Origin of the sequence: Dactylosporangium sp. CA-152071, from assembly GCF_050936335.1 — a bacterium.
Lineage (GTDB): Bacteria > Actinomycetota > Actinomycetes > Mycobacteriales > Micromonosporaceae > Dactylosporangium > Dactylosporangium maewongense.
In genome coordinates this window covers 6,755,689-6,779,694 of sequence record NZ_JBNJMZ010000001.1, presented here as the reverse complement: position 1 = coordinate 6,779,694, position 24,006 = coordinate 6,755,689, and the positions used below count along the sequence as shown (strand labels likewise).

The window sequence follows — 24,006 nt, the reverse complement described above, 5'->3', positions numbered from 1 at the left end:
ACCCCACGTGTCACTAACACCACGATTTGGACAAACGTGACTAAAGGTCCCCCGGTGGAGTGGTGGCGACGGCCTGCCGCTACGGTCTTGGGCATGAAGGGGCCGGTCGTCGCGGGTGGACTCGTGTTGGCGCTGCTGCTTGGCTTCGTGATCGCCAGGTCCACCGCATCACCGCAGGCCGCCGCCCCCGCCCCGACGGCCATCCCCTCGCACTCCCACGGCGGCGCGACCGCGGGCGACCTGGGCGGCCTGTCGCTCAGCGCCGCCGGCTTCACGCTGTCGCCGACGACCACGACGTTCGCCGCCGGCGCCACCCAGCCGTTCGCGTTCCGGATCCTCGGCCCGGACGGCAAGCCGGTCACCCGCTTCGTGGTCAACCACGAGAAGCTCATGCACCTGGTGGTGGCCCGGCACGACCTGTCCGGGTTTCAGCACCTGCACCCGGAGATGGCCCCCGACGGCACCTGGTCGATCCCGCTGGCCCTGCCGTCGCCGGGCATCTGGCGGATCTACACGGACTTCGTCACCTTCGACGCGACCGGCGCCCAGGCCCCGGTCACGCTCGCCGTGGACGCCACCGTCGCCGGCGATTACCAGCCGGTGGCCCTTCCCGCGCCCGCCCGGACCGCGGAGGTCGCCGGGATGACGGTGGCGATGGAGGGCACCCCGGCGGTCAACGCCACCCAGCCGTTGTCGCTGCGGGTGCTGGCCTCGGGCACCCCCGTCACCGACCTGCAGCGTTATCTCGGCACGTACGGCCACCTCGTCGTCCTCCGCGACGGCGACCTCGGCTACCTGCACGTGCACCCCGAGACCGAACTGGTCGGCGGCGCGGTGAAGTTCTGGCTGTCCGCCCCGAGCAGCGGCCGCTACCGCCTCTACTTCGAGTTCCAGCGCGCCGGCCAGGTCCACCGCGTCGAGTTCACCGTCGTCGTCCCCTGACCACCCGGCGACGGGTGCCGGCGCCAGGACGGCGAACAGCGCGGCCGGCTGGGTGCCTGCCGCGCTGTTCGGATCGTCGGGATGAAGTCGGCCAGGGACGGCCGGAAGGGTCAGGCCTCGGCGCTGTCGCTGCCCTCGGTTGCGGAGCCTTCGCCGCCCTTGCCGCGGCCGCCGCGACGGCGGCGGCGGGTGCGGGCACGGGCGGTGCGGGGCTCGCCGTCCTCGGTGGCCTCGGCGGTGGCGACGGGGCCGGTGTCCGCGGTGTCCGAGCCCTCGGCCACCTGGCCGACCACCTGGCGGCGGCGGGTGCGGGTGCGGGCCGGACGGGGCTCCGGCTGCTCGCCGGCGTCCGCGGAGGCGCCGGTGGCCTCGGCGGTGTCGGTGACGGGCAGCTCGGCGGGGTCGACCTCGCCGCGCCGCCTGCGGCGGCGGGGACGGCGGGGCTCGCCGGTCGGATCCGCGGCGGGGGCGGAGCCGGACGGGTCGCCGCTGCGGCCCCGGCCACGGGTGCGGCCCCGGCCGCGGGGCTTGCCCTCGATGTCCTCGAGCTGCTCGGCGGCGAGGCCTGCGCGCTTGCGGTCCGCGGTCGGCAGGGAGCCGGTGACGCCCTCGGGGATGCCGATGTCGGTCAGCAGGTGGGCCGAGGTGTGGTAGGTCTCCGGCGGCTCCGCCAGGTCCATGCCCAGCGTCTTGTCGATGATCCGCCAGCGGGGCATGTCCTCCCAGTCGACGAACGTCACGGCGACGCCCGTCGCGCCCGCGCGGCCGGTGCGGCCGATGCGGTGGGTGTAGGTGTCCTGGTCCTCGGGGCAGTCGTAGTTGATGACGTGGGTGACGCCGGAGACGTCGAGGCCGCGGGCGGCGACGTCGGTGGCGACCAGCACGTCGATCTTGCCGGCGCGGAAGGCGCGCAGGGCGCGCTCGCGGGCGCCCTGGCCGAGGTCGCCGTGGACGGCGGCGGCGGCGAAGCCGCGGAAGTCCAGGTCCTCGGCGACGCGGTCGGCGGCGCGCTTGGTGCGCGTGAAGATCATGGTCAGGCCGCGGTCCTCCGCCTGCAGGACCCGCGCCACGATCTCGATCTTGTTCATCGGGTGGGTGCGGTAGATGAACTGCTTGGTCAGCGGCGACGGCCCGGTGCTGGCGTCGTGGTGCGCGTGGATCGTCATCGGGTGGCGCAGGAACCGCCGGGCGAGGGTGACGATCGGGTCGGGCATCGTGGCGGAGAACAGCATCGTCTGCCGGTCCTCCGGCAGCAGGGTCAGGATCCGCTCGACGTCGTCGAGGAAGCCCAGGTCGAGCATGCGGTCGGCCTCGTCGAGCACGAGCGCCCGCACGGCGTGCAGCCGCAGGTGCTTGCTCTTGGCCAGGTCGAGCAGGCGGCCGGGGGTGCCGACGACGATCTCGACGCCCTTCTGCAGCGCGTCGACCTGCGGCTCGTAGGCGACGCCGCCATACAGCGGGAGCACGCGGACGCCGCGGGTCTTGCCGGCGGCGGCGATGTCGCGGGCCACCTGCAGGCCCAGCTCGCGGGTCGGGACCACGACGAGCGCCTGCGGCAGGCCGTCGGCGCCCTCGGTGGGGGCGGTGACCCGGTCCAGCAGCGGGACGCCGAAGCCGAGCGTCTTGCCGGTGCCGGTCGGCGCCTGGCCGATGAGGTCGGTGCCGCGCAGCGCGATCGGCACGGCGTATTCCTGGATGGCGAACGCGTGGATGATGCCGACGGCTTCGAGGGCGGCCACGGTCTCCGGCCGCGCCCCCAGATCGGCGAACGTGGGTGCGTCTGGGCGCACGGGTGCGCGCGGGGCCACTGCTTCGGCGGCCTCAGTGTTGTCGATCGTCATGTTGTGCTCAGGGTGTCTCTCTCGCGGGAGCGCCCCTGGTGAAGCTGGGTGCGCTCAAATGGGTAGGGCGCGGGCCACACGCGACCGAAATGATCAAGGTCGCGGGCTACAAGCGCCGGGCGCCAGGACTAGGGTCCGTCCACGGCTATCGGAGTCATTGTACCGGCTTGTGAGCGGTTCCGCTCAGTGGCTTCGATCGGGCTTCGGTCGGGCTTCGGCCGGGCTTCGGCCGGGCATCGGGGCGCGCCCGGTGATCCGGCGATGTAGTGTGCCGTCGTGTCCGATCTCACTCCGCCCGCCACGGCAGTGGTCGACCTGCTGGGCATGCTGGCCTTCGGCGAGCTGGTCGCGTTCGACCGGATGGCGGCCGACGCGCGGCTCGCGCCCGACCTCCGCCGCCGGGCGGTGCTCAGCGAGATGGCCGCCCGCGAGATCACCAACTACCGCCGGCTGTCCGACCGCCTGGCCGAGCTCGGCGCCGACACCGAGGACGCCATGCGGCCCTACGTGCAGGCGGTGTCGGAGTACCACCAGCAGACCGAGCCGGCCGACTGGCTGGAGGGGCTGGCCAAGGCGTACGTCGGCGACGGCATCGCGGACGACTTCACCCGCGAGGTCGCGGCGGTGCTCGCCGGCCCCGACCGGGACCTGATCCTGGACGTCCTGCACGACTCCCGGCACGCCGACTTCGCCGCCGACGAGCTGCGGGCCGCGATCGCCGCCGACCCGAAGGTGGCCAACCGGCTGTCGATGTGGGCGCGCCGCCTGGTCGGCGAGGGCATCTCGCAGGCGCTGCGGGTCGCGGCCGAGCGGCCGTCGCTCGCCGAGCTGCTGGCCATCGGCGGCGCCGACTTCCAGGCCCTGCTCAGGCGCCTGACCTCGGCGCACACCGCCCGTATGGGCGCCGTCGGGCTCAACAACTGAAGGCTCAACAGCTGAGCGCTCAACAACCGAGGGATCGAACAGCTCGGGGCACGACGGCTGACGACGCCCAGGCCCTGGCACCCGTACGGGGCAGGGCCTGAGCGCTATCTGTCAACGCGCGGAAGAGAACCCAACCGGCCGCGGCGACGACTCGGCGATCTCCACGTAGGCGATCTTGCCGACCGGGACGATCACCCGGCGGCCCTTCTCGTCGACGAGAGAAAGCACACCCTTGTCGCCACCGTCGATCGCGTCGGTGACCGCAGCTTCGACCTCGGCGGGTGACTGGTTGCTCTCCAGCACCAACTCCCGAGGCGCATACTGCACGCCGATCTTGACCTCCACGTCTTCCTCCTTGATCGGGCTGCGGCGCGGCCGTGCCTCGGCGCGCACACCCAGTGTGGTTGAAGACTAACGCGATCAGGCGTGTTCGCCGTGCAGGGGGAAGCTCGCGATGCCGCGCCACGACAGCGCGGTCAGCAGCGCCTCCGCTTCGGGCTTCGCGACCTGGCGGCCACCGGCGACCCAGAACCGGGCCGCGACCTCGGCGGCGCCGACGAGCCCCGACGCGAGCAGCTCGGCGCGCTCCTGGCTCAGGTCGGTGTCGGCCATGATCGTGTCGGTGATCGCGGCGATGCAGCCGCTCTCCACCCGGTCGACCCGCTCGCGGACCGCGGGGTCGTTGCGCAGGTCCGACTCGAAGACGAGGCGGAAGGCCTCGCTCTCGTGGTCGATGAAGTCGAAATACGCCTGGATGGCGCCGCGGACCCGCTCCTTGTTGTCGGTGGTCGCCTCCATCGCGGCGCGCATCCGCGAGACCATCGCGTCGCAGTGCGTGTCGAGCAGCGCCAGATAGAGCTCGAGCTTGCCGGGGAAGTGCTGGTAGAGCACGGGCTTGGAGACACCCGCCCGCTCGGCGATGTCGTCCATCGCGGCGGCATGGTAACCCTGCGCCACGAAAACCTGCTGCGCCGCGGCGAGCAGTTGCTTGCGGCGGGCCGACCGGGGCAGCCGCACCGGCCGTCCGGCCGCCTGGGTGCCGCTCATCGCCGAGGTCATGTTCACCATCCGGATTTGGGTCGGGATTGCAACTTACCCCCTTTCCGCCCACACGGTAGCCTCACCTAGGGGCGACGGAGGAGCGCGCGGTGGACGAAACGGGGCAAGCCGGAAGCCCACAAGGGTCAGGCGCATATCGCGGAGGAGGACACACGGATCCGCACAGGTCACCGGACGGCACCCATGGTGACGGGTCGACGCCGAGCGATGACGCGCTCGAGGCGATCGTCTCCGCATGGCGTGAGCCGGCAACAGGAGCCATCGCTGGGCGCGCGTCGGTCAACGGCTCGATCAACGGCTCGATCAGCGGTTCGATCAGCGGTTCGATCAATGGCGGCGGCCCGCGTGGCCGCGCCGAGGTCCGCGGCTCCTACTCCGACATGCTCGCCCCGATGAGCCCCCCGGTCTCCGCCCCGCCGCCGGTGCACCCCACCACGTCGCTGCACTACGGGCACTACGGACCCGACGGCCAGGGCTGGCCGAGCTCCGTCGGCCAGCCGGAGACCAGCGGGTCGCTCCCCGCCTCCGGGTCGCCGGCGCAGGCCCAGCCTCCGCACGAGACCGGCCACACCGGCCCGCTGCCCGCCGTCAGCTCCGGCACCGTCTACGGCGCCGCCCCGGTCGCCGACGCTCGCGAGGAGGCGGTCCGGCCGACCTCCGGGGGCTACGGTCCGCCGCCCGCGCCGACGTCCGGCGGGTATGGCGCGGCACCGTCGGCCCTGGACCGGCTCAGCGGCCTGCCCGGCCCGGTCGACCCCCGCGCCCGGGTGCACGGCGACAACGGCATGCCGCCGTATGGCTCCTACCCGAACCAAGCCCCCGCCTACCAGGACCAGACCTCCGCCTACCCGGACCAGAGCGCCGCTTACCAGGACCAGGCCGCTGCCTACCAGGACCAGAGCGCCGCCTACCAGGACCAGGCCGCTGCCTACCAGGACCAGACCCCGGCCCGCCCGGAACAGGCCGTCGCCTATCCGGACCAGGCCAGTGCCTACCCGGACCAGAGCGCCGCCTATCCGGACCAGGCCTGGGGCTACGAGACCAGGGGCATCCGCCCGCACAACGGCGCGTTCCACCAGGAGACGCCCGCCGCCAACGGCGCGGCCCACCACGACCCGCAGGCCGGCGGCCACCAGGAGCCTTACCAGGCACAGGAGCAGTACCAGGGCCAGGATCAGCGGGAGCAGTACCCGTACCAGGGCCAGCAGTACCCCGCGCAGTACCCGCAGCAGCAATACCCCCAACAGCAGTACCCGTCGCAGGAGTACCCGCAGCAGCAGCCGCCACCCCCGAACGGCTTCCAGGCGTACGAGCAGCCCGGCCCCGAGTTCGACTGGGCCGCGCCGTCGCAGGAGCCGGTGGTCCCGGCGCCGGCCCTGCACCCTGTGCCGCAGCCCGCCCTGCACCCTGTGCCGCAGCCCGCCCTGCACCCCGTGCCACTGCCCGCGCTGCACCCGGTGCCGCCGCTGCCCACGCAGCGGATGCCGGAGGACGACCCGCTCGTCGGCCCGCTGCCGCCCGAGCTGCTCGGCAACGCCACGCCCCTGTCCGCGGCGGAGCCGACGATGCCGGCGTTCGCGTCGGAGCCGCCGTACGCCGCCCAGCAGCCCGCCGGGATCGCCGACGCGGACTGGGGCAACGGCCCCGAGCTGCCGCAGCGCGTCCCGTCGCACCCTGACGTGCCGCAGGTGCCGGAGGTCGAGGTCGAGCCCCTCGTGGCGGAGGCCACCCCGGCCGGCGGTGCGGAGCTGGCGAGGATCGCCACGTTCCTGCGCGAGGAGCGCGAGGACGAGGACGACGAGCCCAGCCTGGACGACCGCCCCGACGGGTTCGACATCCCGGCGGTCCTCCGCGCCGTACAGGGTGTCTCCGGTGTACGCGAGGCGACGCTGCGCAAGAACGCCGACGGCCTGCACACGCTCCGGCTGGAGCTGCTCGACGAGGCCGACCCGGGTCGGGTCAGCCGGGCCGTCGCGCGCCTGCTCAACGAGCGGATGGGCCTGGCCGCCGAGCCCAACCCGCCGGAGCCCGCCGCGCTCTCGGGCCGCCCGGCGATCCGGGGCAACGCGCCGCACAGCGCCCTGCCCGGCTACGGCCGCGAGGCCCGCCGGCGGCGCCCGGTCAGCGGCGTGCGCCGCCCGGCCGAGGCCCCCCGCCCCGAGGTCGAGGAGCTCCCGCAGCAGTTCCGTGCGGAGGTGCCGAACGCCGAGGTCGACGAGCCGCGCCGGCCGCCGCAGCCGCCGGGTCTCGTCGCGTCCGGCCTGCAGCAGCCTGTACAGGCGCCGAAAACGCCGGGAGAGCACGCGCCGGTCCCGGTGAACCGGGACGCGCCCCCGGCGCTGGTGCCGCAGTCCAGCACGATCGTGTCGCCGCGGGTGATCATCGACCAGGTCGAGGTCAGCACGCAGGGCGTCGACGCGGTGGTCGAGGTGCGCCTGATCGCGGACGGTCACCCGGCGGTCGGGGTCGCCAGCGGCCCGGCGGTCGACGGCTACATCCTGCGGCTGTCCGCGGTGGCCGCCGCCTCGGCCGTGGACCAGCTGCTGGTCGACGTCGACGCGACGTCCCGCGCCAGGTGTTACATCGAGCACGCCGCGGTGGTGCAGCTCGGCGGCTGCGAGGTCGCCGTCGTCGTGCTGTTGCTGCTGTACGACGGCTGGGTCGAGCAGCTGACGGGCTCCGCCGTGAACTCGGGCGATCCGCGGCAGGCTGTGGTCCGCGCCACACTCGCGGCCGTGAACCGGCGCCTGGAGGCCCTGCTGCCATAGTCCTTTCGGGCAGCCGGGTAAGCATTTTGGAAGCACGGCTGCCGTAGACCCCTTGGGGCACACTGGTAAGCATGAAGAGAGCTGCCCTTGTCCCGGAGTTCACCGTCCCGTCACCTGAGCGGCTGCCGGACATGTGGCCCGGGCGCGAGGTGGAGCTCGATGGTCTGAAGGCGTACGTGCGGGACACGCCGGCCACCGCGCCGGGCGCCGAGCCGGCGGTCTACGTGCACGGCCTCGGTGGTTCCTCGACCAACTGGACCGACCTGGCCGGCGTGCTCGCCGGGCGGCTCGACGGCCAGGCGATCGACCTGCCCGGGTTCGGGTACAGCGACCCGGCCCGCAGCTACTCGCTGGCGGCGATGGCCTCGCACATCGTCCGGTGGGTCGAGCACAGCGGCCGCGGCCCGGTCCACCTGTTCGGCAACTCGATGGGCGGCGCGGCCGTGGTCGTGGCCGCCGCGCTGCGCCCCGACCTGGTGCGCAGCCTGACGCTGATCTCGCCGGCGATGCCGTTCCTCGACCCGCGCCGGTCGCTGCAGGGGCCGATCGTGCCGCTGCTCCTGCTGCCCAACGCGGCGAAGCTGGCGGCCCGGCGGATGTCGTCGATGGAGCCGGAGGCCCTCGCCTCGATGGTCATCGAGTCCTGCTACGCCGACCCGACCCGCTACCCGGAGCAGCGGCGGCTGGAGGCGATCGAGGAGGCCCGGCGGCGGCACCTGGTGCCGTGGTACGCCGAGGCGTACGTGGGCAGCCTCCGCGGCCTGGTGAGCAGCTTCCTGCGCGCGTACCTGCCGGGCGAGGGCTCCATGTGGAAGATGGCCGCGAGGATCAAGGCGCCGACGCTGGTGATCGCCGGACGGCAGGACCGGCTCGTCGACATCCGCACCGCGCCGCAGGTCGCCCGCCTCATCCCGGACAGCCGGCTGATGATGCTGGAGGGCGTCGGCCACGTGGCGCAGATGGAGGTGCCGCGCACGGTCGCGCGCGCCGTGTTCGGCATGCTCGACGAGCTGCAGGAGGACAAGGCCGGCCGGGCCGCCACCCAGCAGGTTGCAACTCAGGTGCGGGATGGGGTGCGGCAGCGCGCGCCGCGGGTGCGCATGGCAAGCTGACCAATCGATGGCGAGCCGGCTGCGCAGCGACCGCCGGGGCCTGTCACGCCATGCCGACAGCTCCCGGGATCCGTCACACCCTTCCGGCAACTCCCCGGAGATGTCACGCCCTTCCGGCAGCTCCGGGGACCTGGCACGCCCGGTCGGCAGCTCCCAGGAGCTGTCACACGCTGCTGGCAGCCCCCAGGAGCCCCCTTCCGGCGGCTCCCGGCTGCCGGTGCCGCTGCCGAGCGACCCGCGGCAGGCCCGTGAGGTCGTCCGGGCCGAGCAGCGCCGGCGGCGTGAGCAGGTCCGCCGGCGGCGGCGCTACGTCGTCGCGGGCGTGATGGCCGCCGCGTTCCTGATCGCCGCGGCCGGCCTGGGCCGCCTGCTGTTCTTCGGCGGCGCCGACAAGGAGGCGCCGGTGACGGTGGCCGCGACCCGCGGGCCGGCGCCGATGCTCGACCCGCCGAGCCGCCCCGCGAGCCAGCCGCCGGAGGCCGGCCCGTCCAGCGCCGCCGGCACGTTCGCGTACGCGACCAGCGCCGGACCGGTCGCCGGCAGTGCGGGGACGGTGCGGAAGTACCGGGTCGCGGTGGAGAACGGCAGCGGCCAGGACGCGGACGCGTTCGCCGCCTCGGTCGAGCGGGTGTTCGCCGACCCGCGCGGCTGGCCCGCCGCCGGCCAGGTGCGGCTGCAGCGGGTCGCCGGCCAGGGCACCGCCGACTTCACGATCTTCCTGGCCACGCCGGTCACGTCGGAGCAGATCTGCGCGACCGCCGGGCTGCACACCGCCGGGTACAGCTCCTGCCGGATCACCGGGAAGGTCGTCATCAACCTGGCCCGCTGGCTGACCGGGGTGCCGGACTACGGCGCGCCGGTCGAGGACTACCAGCACTACGTGATCAACCACGAGGTCGGCCACGAGCTCGGCAACGGCCACGAGGCCTGCCCCGGCCCCGGCCGGCCGGCACCGGTGATGCAGCAGCAGACGTACGGGCTGAAGGGCTGCGTCGCCAACGCGTGGCCGTTCGTCGATGGCCAGCGGTACAGCGGCGCCAAAGTGCCGTAGGTCACGTGGGTTTGCGGTGCTGGCGCGGCAGAATGAGAACCATGTCGTTGCCTCCACTGGTCGAGCCCGCCGCCGACCTCTCCGTTGACGAGGTCCGTCGCTACTCCCGGCACCTGATCATCCCCGACGTGGGTGTCGCCGGGCAGAAGCGCCTGAAGAACGCGCGCGTGCTCTGTGTGGGCGCGGGCGGTCTCGGCTCGCCGGCACTGATGTATCTCGCCGCGGCCGGGGTCGGCACGCTCGGCATCGTCGAGTTCGACACCGTCGACGAGTCCAACCTGCAGCGCCAGATCATCCACGGCCAGTCGGACATCGGCCGGCCGAAGGCCGAGTCGGCGCGCGACTCGGTGCTCGAGATCAACCCGTATGTCAACGTCGTGGTGCACAACGAGGCCCTCGACAACGACAACGTGATGGACATCTTCCGGCAGTACGACCTGATCGTCGACGGCACGGACAACTTCGCCACCCGGTACATGGTCAACGACGCGGCGGTGCTGCTCGGCAAGCCGTACATCTGGGGCTCGATCTACCGGTTCGACGGCCAGGCTTCCGTCTTCTGGGCCGAGCACGGCCCGTGCTACCGCTGCCTCTACCCGGAGCCGCCGCCGCCGGGGATGGTCCCGTCCTGCGCCGAGGGCGGCGTCCTGGGCGTGCTGTGCGCCTCGATCGGCGCGATCCAGGTCACCGAGGCGATCAAGCTCCTGACGGGTGTCGGCGACTCGCTGCTCGGCAGCCTCATGGTGTACGACGCGCTCGAGATGACCTACCGCAAGATCCGGCTCCGCAAGGACCCGGGCTGCGCGATCTGCGGTGAGAACCCGACGGTCACCGAGCTCATCGACTACGACGACTTCTGCGGCGCCGTGTCCGACGAGGCGCAGGCCGCCACGCAGGGCTCGACGATCACCGCCACCGAGCTCAAGGACTGGCAGGACTCGGGCAAGCCGATCGAGCTGATCGACGTGCGCGAGCCGGCCGAGTGGGAGATCGTGCGGGTGCCGGGGGCGCGGCTCGTGCCGAAGGGCGAGATCCTCAACGGCTCCGCCCTCGCCGATCTGCCGCAGGACCGCCAGATCGTCCTGTACTGCAAGAGCGGCGTCCGCTCGGCGGAGGCTCTCGCGGCGGTCAAGGCGGCGGGCTTCAAGGACGCGGTCCACGTGCAGGGCGGGGTGGTCTCCTGGGTGAAGACCGTCGATCCGTCACTGCCGGTGTACTAGGTCACGACGCGCGGGCAGCGGGCGGGCGGTAGCGTACGGCCCATGGTCGACCTTGATGCCGCGATCGGCTACGTCGTCGCACACGGCGACGCCGTCGATCGCGCCCGCCTCGCCTGGCTGCGCACCGGCCAGTCCCCACCGGCCGACGTGCTGGAGCAGGCCGAGATCGGCCAGTCGCCCGACGGCGGCTGGCCGGCGCTGTGGGGCGCCGACGTCGCGTCCGTGGACGCCACCTGTTTCCGGCTCGGCGAGCTCGACGACCTCGGCGCCATCGACCGCCCCGCGGCCCGCCGGGCCCTGGGGTGGCTCGGCCGCAGCCAGCGGCCCGACGGCATGTGGGAAGAGGACGCGGCCCTGGCGGGCATCGCCCCGCCGTGGGCCCAGCCCGGCGACGACGAGGCGAAGCTGTACCTGACCACCAACGCCGCCTACTGGCTGGTGGTCGGCGGCCCGAACAATGGCGACGACCAGCACGCGACCCGGGTCGCCCGCGCCGCCGAGGCGTTCCGGGCGTCGCTGCGGCCCGACGGCAGCTGGCCGTCGTTCCTGGTCGCGGGCTGGCTCGGCTGCGCCGTGCTCTTCCACCTCGGCTGGTTCTACGAGTCGGCGCAGATCCAGGTGGCGCTCGCCGACCGGGTGCCGGAGATGACCCCCGCCGACACGGCGTCGCTCTACGCGGCGCTGCGGCGGGTCCGCATGTCACCGGAGGACTGGCTGCTCAGCGCGGCCCGCAAGCGCCTCAGCGAGACACAGCGCAGCGACGGCGGCTGGGAGAGCGACGACGGCGCGCAGTTCAATGTGCACACCACCCTGACGGCGATCCGGGCGCTGCGCTGAGCCGGTGGCTCAGCCCGCGATCGTGAACTCCCAGTCGGACTTGCCGTAGGTCCTGGTCGTGATCTCGAACTGGGTGTTGGACTCGTAGGAGTCCGAGCCCTGCCGGATCTGGATCACGACCTTGCCGCCCTCGTCGAGGTTGAGGTATCCGGCGTGGACGGCAGCGGTGCAGACGGACGAGGCGGTGGTGTAGGGGCCGTTGCCCCAGACCTTGCCGGCCTTGCCGCCCTTGGGGCAGGTGTACCGGATGAGCTTGCCCTCGTTGCCGTTGTACTCCTCGGCGTTGGTGTTCCAGTCGCTGTCGTCCTTCTCGACGTTGACCTCGGTGGTGCTGTCGGTGCCGCCGCCATCGCCGCTGTCGCCGCTGCCGTCGCCGGGGGTCTCTGTCTGGCTCGCCGACTGGTCGCCCTTGCCACCGTTGTCGTCGTCGCCGCCGAGCTTGGTGAAGCCGTAGATGCCGAGGCCGACCACCAGGAGCACGACCACGGCGGCCGCGGCGAGCATCCCGGTCCGGCGCTGCCCGCCGGGCGCCGCCGCGGGTACCTGCTGCGGCGGCTGCGGCGGGGCCGGCGTCCGTGGCGAGGCCTGCGGCGGGGTCTGCGGAGGGGTCTGCGGCGCCGGCTGTGGCGGCGTTCCGTAGGTGGCGGGCACGGCGGCCCGGCCGGGCTGCGGGCCCGCCGGCGAGTGCTGGGCCGGACCGGGCTGCGGGGCGGCCGGGGAGTGCTGCGCGGGCCCGGGCTGGGCGGCGGCGTAGCCGGACGGCGGGGTGTACCCGGAGTCCTGCCCGAACTGCGACGACGGCTGGCCGGAGGTCGGCTCGGCGGCGAACCCCGGCGACACCGGCACCGCCGACATCGGCACCCCTGACATCGGCGCTCCCGACACCGGCACGGCGGCGGAGCCGGACACCGGACCGGAGACCGGTGACGACGCGGGCGGCGCCGAGGTCGGGAACCCTGCGGACGGCGCCGGCGGGGACGCGGCCGGTGCGGACGCCGCCGCTGCCGGTGCCTGGAACGCGGCCGGCGGGGACGAGGTCGGGAACGTGACGGGTGGGGACGAGGTCGGGAAGGCGGCACCGGAGACCGGGGCGGAGGCCGGCTGGCCGGCCGGGCCGGGTTGGGCCGGGGCGCCGAGGCTGCCCTGCGCCACCACCATCTCGGGCTGCTCGACGGCGGTCGGGGCCGTGCCGAGGGCCTGGTGCAGCAGTGTCGCGACGAGCGGGATCCGGCTGCCGCCACCGACGAGGAAGACGCCGGCGATGTCGGCCGGGGTGAGCCCGGCGGCGGCGACGGCGGCCCGGGTCGCGGTGACCGTGGCGGCGAGGATCGGGCGGGCGAGCTGCTCGAACTGGTCGCGGCCGAGGGGGACGTCCTCGTCGTACATCGGGATATGGATCATCGTCGAGGACGTGCGCGACAGCATCTCCTTGGCGGCCCGGACGTCGTCCCAGAGCAGCCGGTTGGCGCGGCGTTCGGCGCTGGTCGTGGGGTGCACGAGCCGGCTCCAGGCGGCGGGGTCTCGGGAGGACTGGCTGGCGCCCAGGTAGCCGACGATCGCGGCGTCGATGTCGAGGCCGCCGCTGGTGCTGAGCCCCTCCGCGGCGAGGACCTCGAACGTGCCTGGGCCGTGCCGGACGACGGACGCGTCGAACGTGCCGGCGCCCAGGTCGTAGACGACGAACGCGGTGCCGGGGCGCACGTCGGTGCCTTCGAGGGTGCGGAACACCTCGGCCGCGGCGACCGGCTCCGGCACGAGCGTCACGGTGCCGAGGCCGGCGCGTTCGGCGGCGGCGAGCAGCACACCGCGGCGGGTGTGCGCCCAGGCGGCGGGGCAGGTGATGGTGACCTGGCCGATCGGGCCGCCGGCGACCCGCCGCGCCTCGCCGCCGACGCGGGCGAGCACGGCCGCGAACAGGTCGGCGGTCGGCACCTCGTGGTCGCCGAGCAGGACGGCGGGCTCGTCGATGCGCCGCTTCGGGTTGGGCTCGAAGCGCTCGGGGCTGACCCGGGCGGCGTGCACCGCGTCGCGCCCGACGAGCAGGCCCGACTGCGGGTCGGCGTACACCGCCGAGGGCAGGCTCGGCGAACCGTCGAAGAGCAGCGGCCGCACGTGCCCGTCGGGCCAGGCCAGCACCGCCGCCGTGTTCGAGGTGCCGAAGTCGATGCCCAGCCGGTAGCCTCGCGAGTCCACAGCGCCAATATACGGACCTCACACCATCGCGAGATCCTCTCAACGGTTCTGTCAACCGGCGCTGGTCAGAAAATAGTTCGGCCGAAGGTGCAACCGATCGTCGATGCCCGCGTCTGACTGATGCGCTCCGCACCCCCGGGGCACATCACGAGGGGAATCCATGAGTCTGCATCGACTGCGTCGCCTGGCCGCCACCGCGGCGGCGGTCCTGGTGGCGCCCGCCGTGGCCGGCGCCGTCCTGGCCGCCGAGCCCGCGTCCGCGGCGGGAGTGCTGGCACCGACCGTCACGGCGCTCACGACCGCGCCGGTGGTCGGCGCCGCCGCCAGGTTCCGGTTCGGCACGGCCGCCGGCAGCATGCCGGTCACCCAGTTCGTGTTCTCGCTCAACAGCGGCCCGGGTGGCCACGTCACGGCGACCAACGGGCGGGCCGCCGCTTCGATGGTCGTCGAGCGGGCCACCAACGTCCTGTCGGTCTACGCCGTGGCCGCCGACGGCTCGGTCAGCGGCTCGACCGTCACCATCTTCAACGCGGCGTTCCCACCACCGGCCGCCGACCAGGACCTCGACAGTGACGGCAAGCCGGACCTGCTCGCCGTCGGCGGCACCCCGGGGCTCGCTCCCGGCCTGTGGCAGGCCACCGGGCGCGGGCTGCGCGGTCAGGTGCGCACCCCGGCGGTGGACATCGGCGTCAACGGCAACGGTGTCGGCACCCCCTTCACCGGCGCCCAGGTCTTCACCGGCAAGTTCAGGGGCGGGCCGTTCGAGGACGTCTTCGTGTACTACCCGGGCGGGATCAACCCGGGCAGCGGCATGATCATCGATGGCCTCGGCCGTGGTGAGCCGCTGCGCGCCGACCGGGGCTACGAGGCGACGCTGTCCGCGGGCATGTTCGCCGACATCAACAACGACAACCCGCTGCAGCTCGTCAACGCCTACGACGGCAGCGGCAACCACTTCGCCTACCCGGACCTGCTGGGCATCGTGGGCAGCCCGGCCAACGGGTACACGCTGCAGTACTACGCCTCGCAGAACGGCACCGCCAACTTCGCGTTCCCCACGCAGCTCGGGACGGCGACCCCGACCGGCGGCAGCGACTGGGAGCACTGGCGCCTCGCCTCGAAGCTGCTGCCCAGCGGCACCGCCGTCGCGCTGTGGAACCAGTCGACCGGGGCCCTGTACCTGTGGCAGGGCGTCACCTACAACCAGGAGACCGGGGCGCTCGCCTTCACGCAGTTCCGCCTGGCCGGCGCCTGGCTGCCGGGCGCGCAGCTGTCCGAGCTGCAGCTCACCGACGTGAACGCCGACGGTGTGCCCGACCTGTGGGCGGTCACCCCTGACGGGACCGTGACGGCCTACGTGATCACGAACCTCTCGGCGACCGGTCCGGCGAAACTGACCGCGAAGACCCCGCAGCACCTCGCCTGAGCCCACCTCAGCAGTCCGCCGCCGCGGGCCGGGTCAGCACGCCCCGGCCCCGCGGCGGCGGGATGTCATCCCCATCTCGACACGCGGAGCCCATCGTGACCGACCTCAACTTCGCGGACTTCTACGCCGCGACGTTCGGGCCGCTGACGGCGCAGCTCCACGCGTTCATCGGGGATCACGGCGAGGCGCAGGACGTGGTGCAGGAGGCGTTCTGCCGCGCGTACGCCCGATGGCCCGCCGTCTCGCGCTACGACAACCCGGTCAGCTGGGTGCGCCGGGTCGCCTGGAACCTGGCGATCAGCCGCTGGCGAGGGGCCCGCCGCCTGCTGAAATGGCGCCGCGACCTGCTGCCGCCGGCGGTGCCCGACCCGAGCGACGCCGACCAGGACCTGGTCCGGGCGCTCGCCGGCCTGACGGCGAACCATCGCCAGGCCGTCGTGCTGCACTACCTCGCCGGGTTCTCCGTGCGCGAGATCGCGCAGTTCACCGGGGTCGCCGAGGGCACCGTCAAGTCGTGGCTGTCCCGGGGCCGGGCGGCCCTCCAGGCCCGGCTCGGCATCAGCGACGGGGAGGTGTCGAATGCCTGACGACCTGCCCGACCAGCTGCCCGGTGACCCCCTCTCCCAGCGGTTCGCCGCCTTCCGCGAGTCGTCCTCCACGGCGACCCGGCCGCCCGGCGCCGACGCCGTGATCCGCACCGTCCACCGCCGCCAGCTCTCCCGTACGGTGGCCGCCGGCGTCGCGCTGACCCTCGCCGCGCTCGTCGCGTTCGTCCTCTGGCGGCCGACCGGACGGCCGGAGCCGGCCCGCACCCCGCCGACCGCCGCCCCGAGCACGTCCGACTCGGCGCCGAACCCGATCGCGGCGTCGACCGCCACGCCTACGCCCACGCCCACGCTCACCGGGGGCTCGGGCAGCCCGTCCGGCACCGCGTCCACCGCGCCCACCGCGACGACCGGCTCCCCCGCCCGCTGCGGGATCCAGCCCCAGGTGCTCGGCGGCGACCCGCTGTACGTCGCGCCGGACAACTACTTCCAGCGGTGTCCGGACGCCCGCATACGGATCTACTCGATCACCTACGAGTGGAGCGCGGCGCAGCAGCAGTACGTCCGCGCGCGCCTGACCAACCTGTACTTCACGGCGACCAGTCCGACGCTGCCCCTGCCCGAGCCCGACCTGAACCCGATCGCAAGCTCCTGCGGTTACCTGTTCTTCGTGGTGTACGCCGCCGGCGACCCTCCCTCGTCGCTGCCGGTCTCCTACACCGACGCTCCCGACATGGCCTGGCCTATGGAGCACCTCGGCAATCTGTTGCTGTGGACCACGTCCACCCACACCTTGACCGACCAGCAGAAGGTGCCGAGCTGTCGGCGGACCTCCGGGAGTGTCGCACCATGACGGCAACGCGCCGGCTGCTCATCGCGCTCCTCGCGGCCCTGGCCGCAGGCGCGCCCGCCGTCACCGTCGCCGGCCCGGCCGCGGCCGACGACCAGTACGTGCCGGGCAACGCGGTCGTCCGGGTGAGCAAGCTGCCGAAGGTCATCCTGCCCGGCACCACGATCTCCCCGACGATCGAGATCACCCAGACCACGCCGTACGAGCTGACGTGGTGGCCCGCGCTGGGGTTCTCCATCTACCTGGACCCGATGCCGGCCGACATGGACATCAGCGCCAGGATGCAGAGTCCGGTCACGGGCGCCTGGCTGACCGGCACGCCCGAGGTCCTGTCGGACCAGGTCACCCTCCGTTTCCCCTACACCGAACGCTTCGCCCTTCCGGTGAACGGCCGGACGACCGTCCGGTACGAGATCCACTTCGGCGCGGACACGCCGGTCGGGTACTACTGGCCGATGATCGGTGCGGGCATCGTGCCGCCGCCAGAGACGGGGAAGATGGTCGAGACCCAGACCGTCCCCCTCCGCTCCCAGCAGATCTTCCACGTCGGCGCGCTGCCGGCGGAGGACCAGCCGACCACCGCGCCGCCGGCCCCTGGGCGCACGACCGCCCCCGGCGCGTCGCGGCAGCCCTCCGCGGGTCCCTCGCCGGCGCCCGTGCCGGCGTCCGCCTCTGTACTCGCATCGGCACCGACTGCCCTCGCGGAGCCGGCGGGTGGCGGGCTGCTGCCGCCGGCCGCTTCCCCACCTCCGCCGGAAGCCGAGGCCGAATCCGAGCCCGAAGCCGAGTTCGAGCCCGAGGCCGAGGCGCGTGTGGCCGCCGCCAGCAGCACGCCGCTCGCGGCCGGACTGGCGGTGGCGGTCGTGGCCGTCTGGATCGGGTTGATCGGCCGGCACCGGCTGCGGGTGCGCCGGCTCCGCCGGGCCGCCGGTCCCGTGCCGCCCGGCTAGTCGATCAGGCGCAGGGCGACCGTGGGGGCGTCGAGCAGGACCGAGGCGGGCTCGGAGCCGACGATCGTCTGCAGGCGGTGGTCGCCCACGATGAGCTCGACGCCGGTGTAGAGCTCGACGGAGTCCCAGCCGGTCAGCTGGTACGACTTCCGGTAGATCCGCTCGGTCTCCTCCTTGATGTCGGGGGCCGAGCGCTTCCAGATCAGGGTGCCGTTTTCACTCGTGTCGGTGACGACGGGGTCGCCGTCGCGGACCTCGAGCTTCAGGTGCTCCTTGGCGATCCAGGCGGCCGCGGCCTCGTGCAGCCACTGGCCGACGGCGATGTCGTCGGGGTCGGCGGGCTCGCGGCCGACGATCACGGGACGGTCGGCGCCGACCACGAACCGGCGCCGGGCCAGGTCCTCGACGACCACGGACACGGCGAACGCGGGCGGCCGCGGGCCGATGTCCTTGACCGCCTGGCCGTGGCGGGGGCAGGCGGGCACGCCGGCGCGCATGCGCGGGACCGGCTGGCCGATCCGGCGGAAGCGGCCGAACGCGGGGCACTCGGGCTCGCCGCACCGCCACTCGCGGGCCATCAGGGCGGCGCCGACACCGCTGGGCTCCGCGCGGGTAAACCGCCGCCGCATCACCCGGGTGCGCCCCGCGCGCTGCGACCCGCGGGCGGTGAACGACTGCAGCCCGTCCGGCCGCCCGCCCTGCTCCTGCTTGGGTGCCGGGGCGGGCTTGTCGGCGGCGGCCTTGTCGGCGGTGGTGGCCGCGGCGGGCTTGGCCGGACGAGGCGATGGCTTGGGCGTGGGCTCCACCGGCTCCGACGACTCGCCCTGCTCGGAAGGTTCCCCCTCCGCCGACACATCCGAAATTTCGGTTTCGTCGGCGGGAAGGACGGAGGGTGCGGCCGGAGACTCCGCGTCGGCGGGCTCGAGCGGGATGATCGGCAAGGTGGCGGTGCCCTTCACGACCAGGCGTTCCTTGCCGTCCTTCGGCGGGGTGGGCTCGCCGCCGGGGGTCAGGACCGCGCCGCCGGCGCGCGGGGTCAGGCGCAGCACGCGCTCGGGGCTGTCGACGAGCCACGGGAACCGGGCGGCGAACTGCGGCTGGTCACGGACCACGATCAGGGGCAGGCCGGTGAAGTCGGCAATCTCGGCGGGCCGGTCGGCGACGACGGGCGTGACCTCGATGAGGCCGTCGTCGGCCCAGCGGCCGAGCACCATGCGCTCCTTCGAGGTGAGCGCCGCCTCGGACAGGGCCTCGCGGCCGACCACGGGGTAGAGCATGGCGCCGGCGTCGATGAGGTACCGGCTGAGCGCGTCGACGACCATCCCGAGACGTAAGAGGTTGATGGGCCGGCCACCGTCGAGGGCCACGAACCGGGCGACGTCGGCAAGGTCGACGACGGCCTGCGCGAGCGTGACGTCGGTCGTCAGCCGTTGCTCGATGGTGTCCATGACCCGGCTGACCTCGAAGCGCACGGCCCCTCCCATCCCTCGACCCGGACACCATAGGGCATCACCGAGATCAGACTTGTGTACCAGTCGGGAAGGTTGCACGCCATAAGCAACGAAAAGGTTCAGCCACCACTTTTCTTGCCGTTGCCGTTGTGCTTGCCCTTCGCCTTGCCATTGTGCGCACCGCCGGCATTCCCGGCGGCGGGTGGCGCGCCGCCGGGGTGCTTGGCGGCGGTCTCGGCCCGGGTCTCGGCCTGGGCGGCCGGATCGGCGGCCGGCACCACCGGGTCGGACGGCTGCGGGTCGGTGCCGGCGACGGGAGAGGTCACCGGGGAGCCCGGGGTCCAGGCGGCGGACGGGTCGCGGTCCTGCGCGGCGGCACCCACGGCGCCGGAGCCGAAGAGCAGGAGGGCCGCGACGGCGACGGAGACCCGCCGCCTGGCCGACCCGCCGAGCGCGACGTCGCTCAGCCGCAGGGTGGGCGCGGCACGCCGGGCGGCGAAGCGGTGGCGGGCGCCGAGCCGACGGGTCACCGCCGGGGCGGACAGCAGCGCGGCCAGGTCGGTCGCGGAGGGCCGGTTGCCGGGCGCCTTCGCCAGGCAACGGCGCAGCGCGTCCGCCACCCCGGCGGGCAGGGTCAGGCTCGCGGGCAGCGGCGCCGGCGGCAGCTTGCGGTGCGCGTGCAGCAGCTCCTCGGTGGTGGTGACGGGCCACGGCAGTTCGCCGGTGAGCATGCGGTACAGGACGAGGCCCAGCGCGTACACGTCGGTGGCGGGCGACGGCGGGACCCCGCGGATGCGCTCGGGCGCGAGGTAGGCGGGGGTGCCGATCAGCTGGTCGGGCTCGTTGCCGGCGATCGCGGAGACGCCGAAGTCGACGAGCTTCGGCCCGCCTGCGGTGAGCACGACGTTGGCGGGCTTGACGTCGTGGTGCACCAGGCCGCGCTCGTGGACGGCGGCGAGGGCCGAGGCGAGCTGCCCGGCGATCCGCAGCGACTCGGTGACCTCGAGCGGCCCGCCCGCGTGGACCAGCCGGTCCTCGAGGGACTCGCCCTCGACGAGCTCCATGACGACGAACGGCGCGCCGTCGGTGTCGTGGCCGAAGTCGTACACGGCGGCGATGTGCGGGTGGCTGAGGAGCGCGGCGGCGCGCGCCTCGTCCTGGATGCGGCGGCGGGACCGCGGATCCGCGGCCGCCACCAGGTGCTTGACGGCGACGGACCGGCCCAGCACCTCGTCGCGGGCCCGCCAGACGACGGACATGCCGCCCACTCCGAGTTGCTCGATCAGCCGATAGCGCTCCACGTCATACAGATGCCCCGATGAGCGGAAACGACACGTGTTGATCGTGCGGGGTCTCGGCGCCGAGGGTCCGCAGGAGCGACAGGACCGGCTCGATCTTCTCGTACAGCAGCAGCACCACGTCACCGGGGCGGGCCATCGCCAGTGCGGCGGGGACGGCCTCGTCGACGGTCCGCACGACGGTGCAGGTGGCCTTCGGCGAGGTGACGGTCAGCTCGTCGTGCAGGATCGCCGGGACCTCGCCGGGTGCCCGGCCGCGGCGGTCGCTGTCCTCGTAGATGACGACCCGGTCGAAGCGGGCGACCTCGCGCGCGGACTCGCGGAGCAGGTCGTCGCGGCGGTCGCCGGGGAGGGTGACGGCGGCGACGGCGTGGTCGGCGCCCCAGAGGCGGTCGACGAGGTCGCCGATCGCGCGGATGGCGGCGGGGTTGTGCGCGTAGTCGACGAGGACGTCGACGCCGCCGAGGTGCAGCAGCATGCCGCGGCCGGGGTTGTCGGTGAACGTGCGGAGGCGTTCGGCGACGCGGGCGGTGGCGACGCCGAGGACGCGGGCGGCGGCGGTCGCGGCGAGGGCGTTGGCGACGAGGTGGCGGGCGGCGCCACCGAAGCCGCCGCCGAGCTCACCGACGGCGAGGATCGGGATCCAGCGGCGGTCGGCGAGCTCGACGAGCCAGCCGTCGGCGAGCAGGTACGCGCGGCCGCCGGTGTCCCAGTGCCGCCGGATCAGCGGGTTGCGCGGGTCGAGGCTGCACCAGACGATCTCGCGCTTCTCGAACTGGCCGGGGTGGGCGGCGAGGCCTCGGCTGCGCGGGTCGTCGGCGTTGAGGACGACGGCGCCGCCCTCGCGGACGCGCTCGCCGATGAGGCACTTGAGGTCGACCAGTTCCTCGATGTTGTCGATGCCGTCCTGGCCGAGGTGGTCGCTGGCCAGGTTGGTGATGATGCCGACGTCGCTCCAGTCGTATCCGAGACCCTGGCGCAGCATGCCGCCGCGGGCGGTCTCGAGCACGGCGGCGTCGACGGTCGGGTCGCTGAGCACGACGCGGGCGGAGCGCGGCCCGGTGGCGTCGGCGCGCTGCACGAGCCGGCCGCCGATGGCGATCCCGTCGGTGGTGGTGACGCCGACGCGCAGGCCGGCGCCGTCCAGCAGGTGCGCGGTGAGCCGGGCGACGGTGGTCTTGCCGTTCGTGCCGGTGATGGCGACGATCGGGATCCGCGACGGGCTGCCGGCCGGGTACAGCGCCTCCACGATCGCGTCGCCGACGTCGCGGGCGGTGCCGTCGCTGGGGTCGAGGTGCATCCGCAGCCCGGGCGCGGCGTTGACCTCGATGACGCCGCCGCCCGCGAGGCTGCCGGTCGGGGGCAGCGGCTCGGCGATCGACGTCAGGCGCAGGTCGAGGCCGGCGATGTCGAGGCCGACGATCGCGGCGACCCGCCGGCACAGGTCGGCGACGGACGGGTGGACGTCGTCGGTGACGTCGACGCTGGTGCCGCCGGTGGAGAGGTTCGCGTTCTCGCGCAGCCGCACGACCTGCCCGGCGGCGGGGACCGTGTCGACGGCGACACCCTGGCGGCGCAGCAGGGTGAGGGCGACGTCGTCGACGACGATCCGGGTCAGCGCCCGGGCGTGCCCGTCGCCGCGGCGCGGGTCCTCGTTGGCGCGGGCGATCAGGCCGGCGACGTCGGTGGCGCCGTCGCCGACGACGTGCGCGGCGACCCGTTCGGCCGCGGCGACGACCTTGCCGCCGACGGTGAGCACGCGGTAGTCGCGGCCGGTCAGCTCGCGCTCGACGACCGCGTCGTCGCCGCCGGCGGTGGCGGCCTCGTAGGCGGCGCGCAGCGCGTCGGGGGTGTCGACGCCGAGGAACACGTGCATCCCCTGGCGCCCCTGCCGGGGCTTGACGACGACGGGCGGGCCGAGCTCGGCGAAGATGTCCAGGGCCTCGGCGAGGGAGGCGGCGGCGCCGCCGGTGGGGACGGGGACGCCGGCCTCGTCGAGCAGCCGCCGGGTGAGCTCCTTGTCGGACGCGATGTCGACGCCGATCGCGGAGGTATGGTCGGTGAGTGCGGCCCACACGAGCCTGCGGTGCCGGCCGTAGCCGAGGCGCAGGAGGCTGAGCTCGCCGACCCGCTCGACCGGGATGCCGCGGGCGCGGGCGGCGTCGGCGATGGCGGCGGTGCTCGGTCCGGCTTTTTCGCGTTCGTACGTGCGGCGCAGGACCGCAAGCTCGTCCTCGACGCGCACCTGCTCGCCGTGCAGCGCCGCCAGTACACCGGCGATCGCCAGCGCGAGGAGGGCCTCGGCGACGCCGGAGTCGGGTGGCTCGTCGACCGGGCACTCGGTGACGACGTCGTATTCGCCGGGCACGCCGGTGCCCTCGGTGCGGCCGAAGTTGACGGGACGGCCGATGCGCTGGGAGAGCTCGATCGCGACGTGCTCGGCGGTGTGCCCGAAGTAGGTGCCGCCGTGCAGGCGCTTGACGAAGCCGCCGGGCTCGCCGAACGCGCAGTGGTGCTCGACGAGGCCGGGGAAGGCGGCCAGGAGCCGGTCGGTGAAGCCGGGGAAGTCGCTGCTCTCGCGCTCGGTCAGCCCGTCGAGCAGGACCCGGGTGACCTGGACGGGGCGCGCGAGATAGCGGTTCGGGCCGCGCAGGCGGCGGCTGCTCTCAATTCGCATGGTCAGGATCCGATCTCTTGATGGCCGCCCGCTCGGTGAGGTTGAAGCGCCAGCCCGCCGGGAGCACGTGCAGCTGGGCGCCGCACAGGGCGATCGGCCCGCCGACCTCCGACATCGTCGCGCTGATCGTGCGGGCCTGCCCGGCGTCGATGACGGTGACGGTGCCGGCGCCGAGCACCTCGAACACGTCGCCTGCGACGAGGATCGCGGTGTTCTCGTCGATGCCGAGACCGAGCTCGTGCGGGAACATCGCGACGGCGCTGAGCAGCCGGTTGAGCCGGCCGCGCTGGGCGAAGTGCATGTCGATGAGCACACCGGGCAGGAACTCCATGCCGGGGCCGGTGCGGACGCTGTCGGTGGAGACCGACGCGATGCTGCCACCGAGGATCATGGTGCTGGACATCATGGCGGCGCCGGCGCTGGTGCCGGCGAGGATCATGCCCTCGGCGAGCCGCGCGTGCATCGCCGTGTCGACCTTGGAGCCGCCGACGACGGTGGTGATCCGCAGCTGGTCACCGCCGGTGAAGAAGACGCCGGTGGCGTGCTCGATCACGGACACGGCAAGGTCGCTGTTGCTGTCGTCGCGCTCGTCGAGGCGCAGCGGGGTGACGCGGCCGGCGCCGAGCCGGTGGAAGACGTCCGCGTACTCCTTCTCCCGCTGCTCCGGGCACTCGCTCGCGGTCGCGATCACCACGAGATGCGCCTCGGAGCCGCCCGCGAGCAGCACGAACCGTTCGAGGATGGCGTCGTCGCCGGCGTCATGACTCTCCGCACCACCGATGACGAGCAGCTTTCCCGGCATCCCACCTCCACACTTCCCTCATCTTGCGGTTCGTCGCGGCGCTGGACGTTGCTTATTGAC

The 24,006-nt window shown here is 73.7% G+C and carries 19 protein-coding genes; 11 read left to right on the top strand and 8 right to left on the bottom strand.

Annotated elements, in window-relative coordinates; all coding sequences use genetic code 11:
- Window positions 1-93 precede the first annotated feature (93 nt).
- Complete coding sequence (locus ACQEVZ_RS30495) at window positions 94-942, top strand: hypothetical protein (RefSeq protein ID WP_433372866.1); 849 nt, start codon at window positions 94-96, stop codon at window positions 940-942.
- A gap of 110 nt (window positions 943-1,052) precedes the next feature.
- On the opposite strand, the gene ACQEVZ_RS30490 is transcribed toward ACQEVZ_RS30495, so the two are convergent.
- On the bottom strand, window positions 1,053-2,783 hold the full coding sequence (locus ACQEVZ_RS30490; protein WP_433372864.1) for a DEAD/DEAH box helicase: 1,731 nt from the start codon (window positions 2,781-2,783) through the stop codon (window positions 1,053-1,055).
- 276 nt (window positions 2,784-3,059) lie between these two features.
- Here ACQEVZ_RS30490 and ACQEVZ_RS30485 point away from each other — a divergent pair, with 276 nt between their 5' ends.
- Window positions 3,060-3,707 carry a ferritin-like fold-containing protein gene (locus ACQEVZ_RS30485; RefSeq protein ID WP_344501878.1) on the top strand — a complete coding sequence of 216 codons (648 nt, stop codon included), beginning with the start codon at window positions 3,060-3,062 and terminating at the stop codon, window positions 3,705-3,707.
- Window positions 3,708-3,818: 111 nt separating this feature from the next.
- On the opposite strand, the gene ACQEVZ_RS30480 is transcribed toward ACQEVZ_RS30485, so the two are convergent.
- Together ACQEVZ_RS30480 and ACQEVZ_RS30475 are read right to left on the bottom strand one after the other, a co-directional pair.
- A complete protein-coding gene (locus ACQEVZ_RS30480) occupies window positions 3,819-4,052 on the bottom strand; it encodes a DUF3107 domain-containing protein (protein ID WP_344501879.1) in 234 nt (77 codons plus the stop codon).
- A 75-nt stretch (window positions 4,053-4,127) separates the two neighbouring features.
- A complete protein-coding gene (locus tag ACQEVZ_RS30475) occupies window positions 4,128-4,766 on the bottom strand; it encodes a TetR/AcrR family transcriptional regulator (RefSeq protein WP_344501880.1) in 639 nt (212 codons plus the stop codon).
- 392 nt (window positions 4,767-5,158) lie between these two features.
- Here ACQEVZ_RS30475 and ACQEVZ_RS30470 point away from each other — a divergent pair, with 392 nt between their 5' ends.
- From ACQEVZ_RS30470 to ACQEVZ_RS30450, 5 genes are all read left to right on the top strand, one after another.
- Window positions 5,159-7,534: a hypothetical protein gene (locus ACQEVZ_RS30470; protein WP_433372859.1), complete on the top strand. Its 2,376-nt coding sequence runs from the start codon at window positions 5,159-5,161 to the stop codon at window positions 7,532-7,534.
- Between the two features lie 71 nt (window positions 7,535-7,605).
- Window positions 7,606-8,646, top strand: a complete 1,041-nt coding sequence (locus ACQEVZ_RS30465; protein ID WP_354890811.1) for an alpha/beta fold hydrolase — start codon at window positions 7,606-7,608, stop codon at window positions 8,644-8,646.
- A gap of 100 nt (window positions 8,647-8,746) precedes the next feature.
- The gene (locus tag ACQEVZ_RS30460) at window positions 8,747-9,697 is read left to right on the top strand and encodes a DUF3152 domain-containing protein (protein WP_433372855.1); all 951 of its coding nucleotides are present in this window, start codon (window positions 8,747-8,749) and stop codon (window positions 9,695-9,697) included.
- A 41-nt stretch (window positions 9,698-9,738) separates the two neighbouring features.
- Window positions 9,739-10,917: an adenylyltransferase/sulfurtransferase MoeZ gene (gene moeZ, locus ACQEVZ_RS30455; protein WP_360572251.1), complete on the top strand. Its 1,179-nt coding sequence runs from the start codon at window positions 9,739-9,741 to the stop codon at window positions 10,915-10,917.
- A gap of 42 nt (window positions 10,918-10,959) precedes the next feature.
- The gene (locus ACQEVZ_RS30450; protein ID WP_433372851.1) at window positions 10,960-11,754 is read left to right on the top strand and encodes a prenyltransferase/squalene oxidase repeat-containing protein; all 795 of its coding nucleotides are present in this window, start codon (window positions 10,960-10,962) and stop codon (window positions 11,752-11,754) included.
- 9 nt (window positions 11,755-11,763) lie between these two features.
- Here the strand turns inward: ACQEVZ_RS30450 and ACQEVZ_RS30445 are convergent, their stop codons facing one another.
- Window positions 11,764-13,947 (bottom strand): Hsp70 family protein, encoded by a 2,184-nt coding sequence (locus tag ACQEVZ_RS30445; RefSeq protein ID WP_433372848.1) that lies wholly within the window; start codon window positions 13,945-13,947, stop codon window positions 11,764-11,766.
- Between the two features lie 160 nt (window positions 13,948-14,107).
- On the opposite strand from ACQEVZ_RS30445, the gene ACQEVZ_RS30440 reads away from it, so the two are divergent.
- The 4 genes from ACQEVZ_RS30440 to ACQEVZ_RS30425 all read left to right on the top strand — a co-directional run bounded on the left by ACQEVZ_RS30440 (window position 14,108) and on the right by ACQEVZ_RS30425 (window position 17,718).
- A complete protein-coding gene (locus ACQEVZ_RS30440; RefSeq protein WP_433372845.1) occupies window positions 14,108-15,373 on the top strand; it encodes a hypothetical protein in 1,266 nt (421 codons plus the stop codon).
- A 95-nt stretch (window positions 15,374-15,468) separates the two neighbouring features.
- Window positions 15,469-15,960, top strand: a complete 492-nt coding sequence (locus tag ACQEVZ_RS30435; RefSeq protein ID WP_433372842.1) for a SigE family RNA polymerase sigma factor — start codon at window positions 15,469-15,471, stop codon at window positions 15,958-15,960.
- Window positions 15,953-16,771 (top strand): hypothetical protein, encoded by an 819-nt coding sequence (locus tag ACQEVZ_RS30430; RefSeq protein WP_433372839.1) that lies wholly within the window; start codon window positions 15,953-15,955, stop codon window positions 16,769-16,771. The genes ACQEVZ_RS30435 and ACQEVZ_RS30430 overlap by 8 nt, the downstream gene beginning before the upstream one ends.
- Window positions 16,768-17,718, top strand: coding sequence for a hypothetical protein (locus ACQEVZ_RS30425; RefSeq protein ID WP_433372836.1), 951 nt, complete (start codon window positions 16,768-16,770; stop codon window positions 17,716-17,718). The genes ACQEVZ_RS30430 and ACQEVZ_RS30425 overlap by 4 nt, the downstream gene beginning before the upstream one ends.
- On the opposite strand, the gene ACQEVZ_RS30420 is transcribed toward ACQEVZ_RS30425, so the two are convergent.
- From ACQEVZ_RS30420 to ACQEVZ_RS30405, 4 genes are all read right to left on the bottom strand, one after another.
- Window positions 17,715-19,190: a hypothetical protein gene (locus ACQEVZ_RS30420; protein ID WP_433372833.1), complete on the bottom strand. Its 1,476-nt coding sequence runs from the start codon at window positions 19,188-19,190 to the stop codon at window positions 17,715-17,717. The two genes, ACQEVZ_RS30425 and ACQEVZ_RS30420, sit on opposite strands and share 4 nt — an antisense overlap.
- A 98-nt stretch (window positions 19,191-19,288) precedes the next feature.
- Entirely contained in the window at window positions 19,289-20,428 is a 1,140-nt protein-coding gene (locus tag ACQEVZ_RS30415; RefSeq protein WP_433372830.1) for a protein kinase domain-containing protein, read from the bottom strand.
- A gap of 43 nt (window positions 20,429-20,471) precedes the next feature.
- Complete coding sequence (cphA, locus tag ACQEVZ_RS30410) at window positions 20,472-23,144, bottom strand: cyanophycin synthetase (protein ID WP_433372827.1); 2,673 nt, start codon at window positions 23,142-23,144, stop codon at window positions 20,472-20,474.
- Window positions 23,134-23,946: a cyanophycinase gene (locus ACQEVZ_RS30405; protein WP_433372824.1), complete on the bottom strand. Its 813-nt coding sequence runs from the start codon at window positions 23,944-23,946 to the stop codon at window positions 23,134-23,136. Before ACQEVZ_RS30405 ends, cphA begins: the two co-directional genes overlap by 11 nt.
- Window positions 23,947-24,006 lie beyond the last annotated feature (60 nt).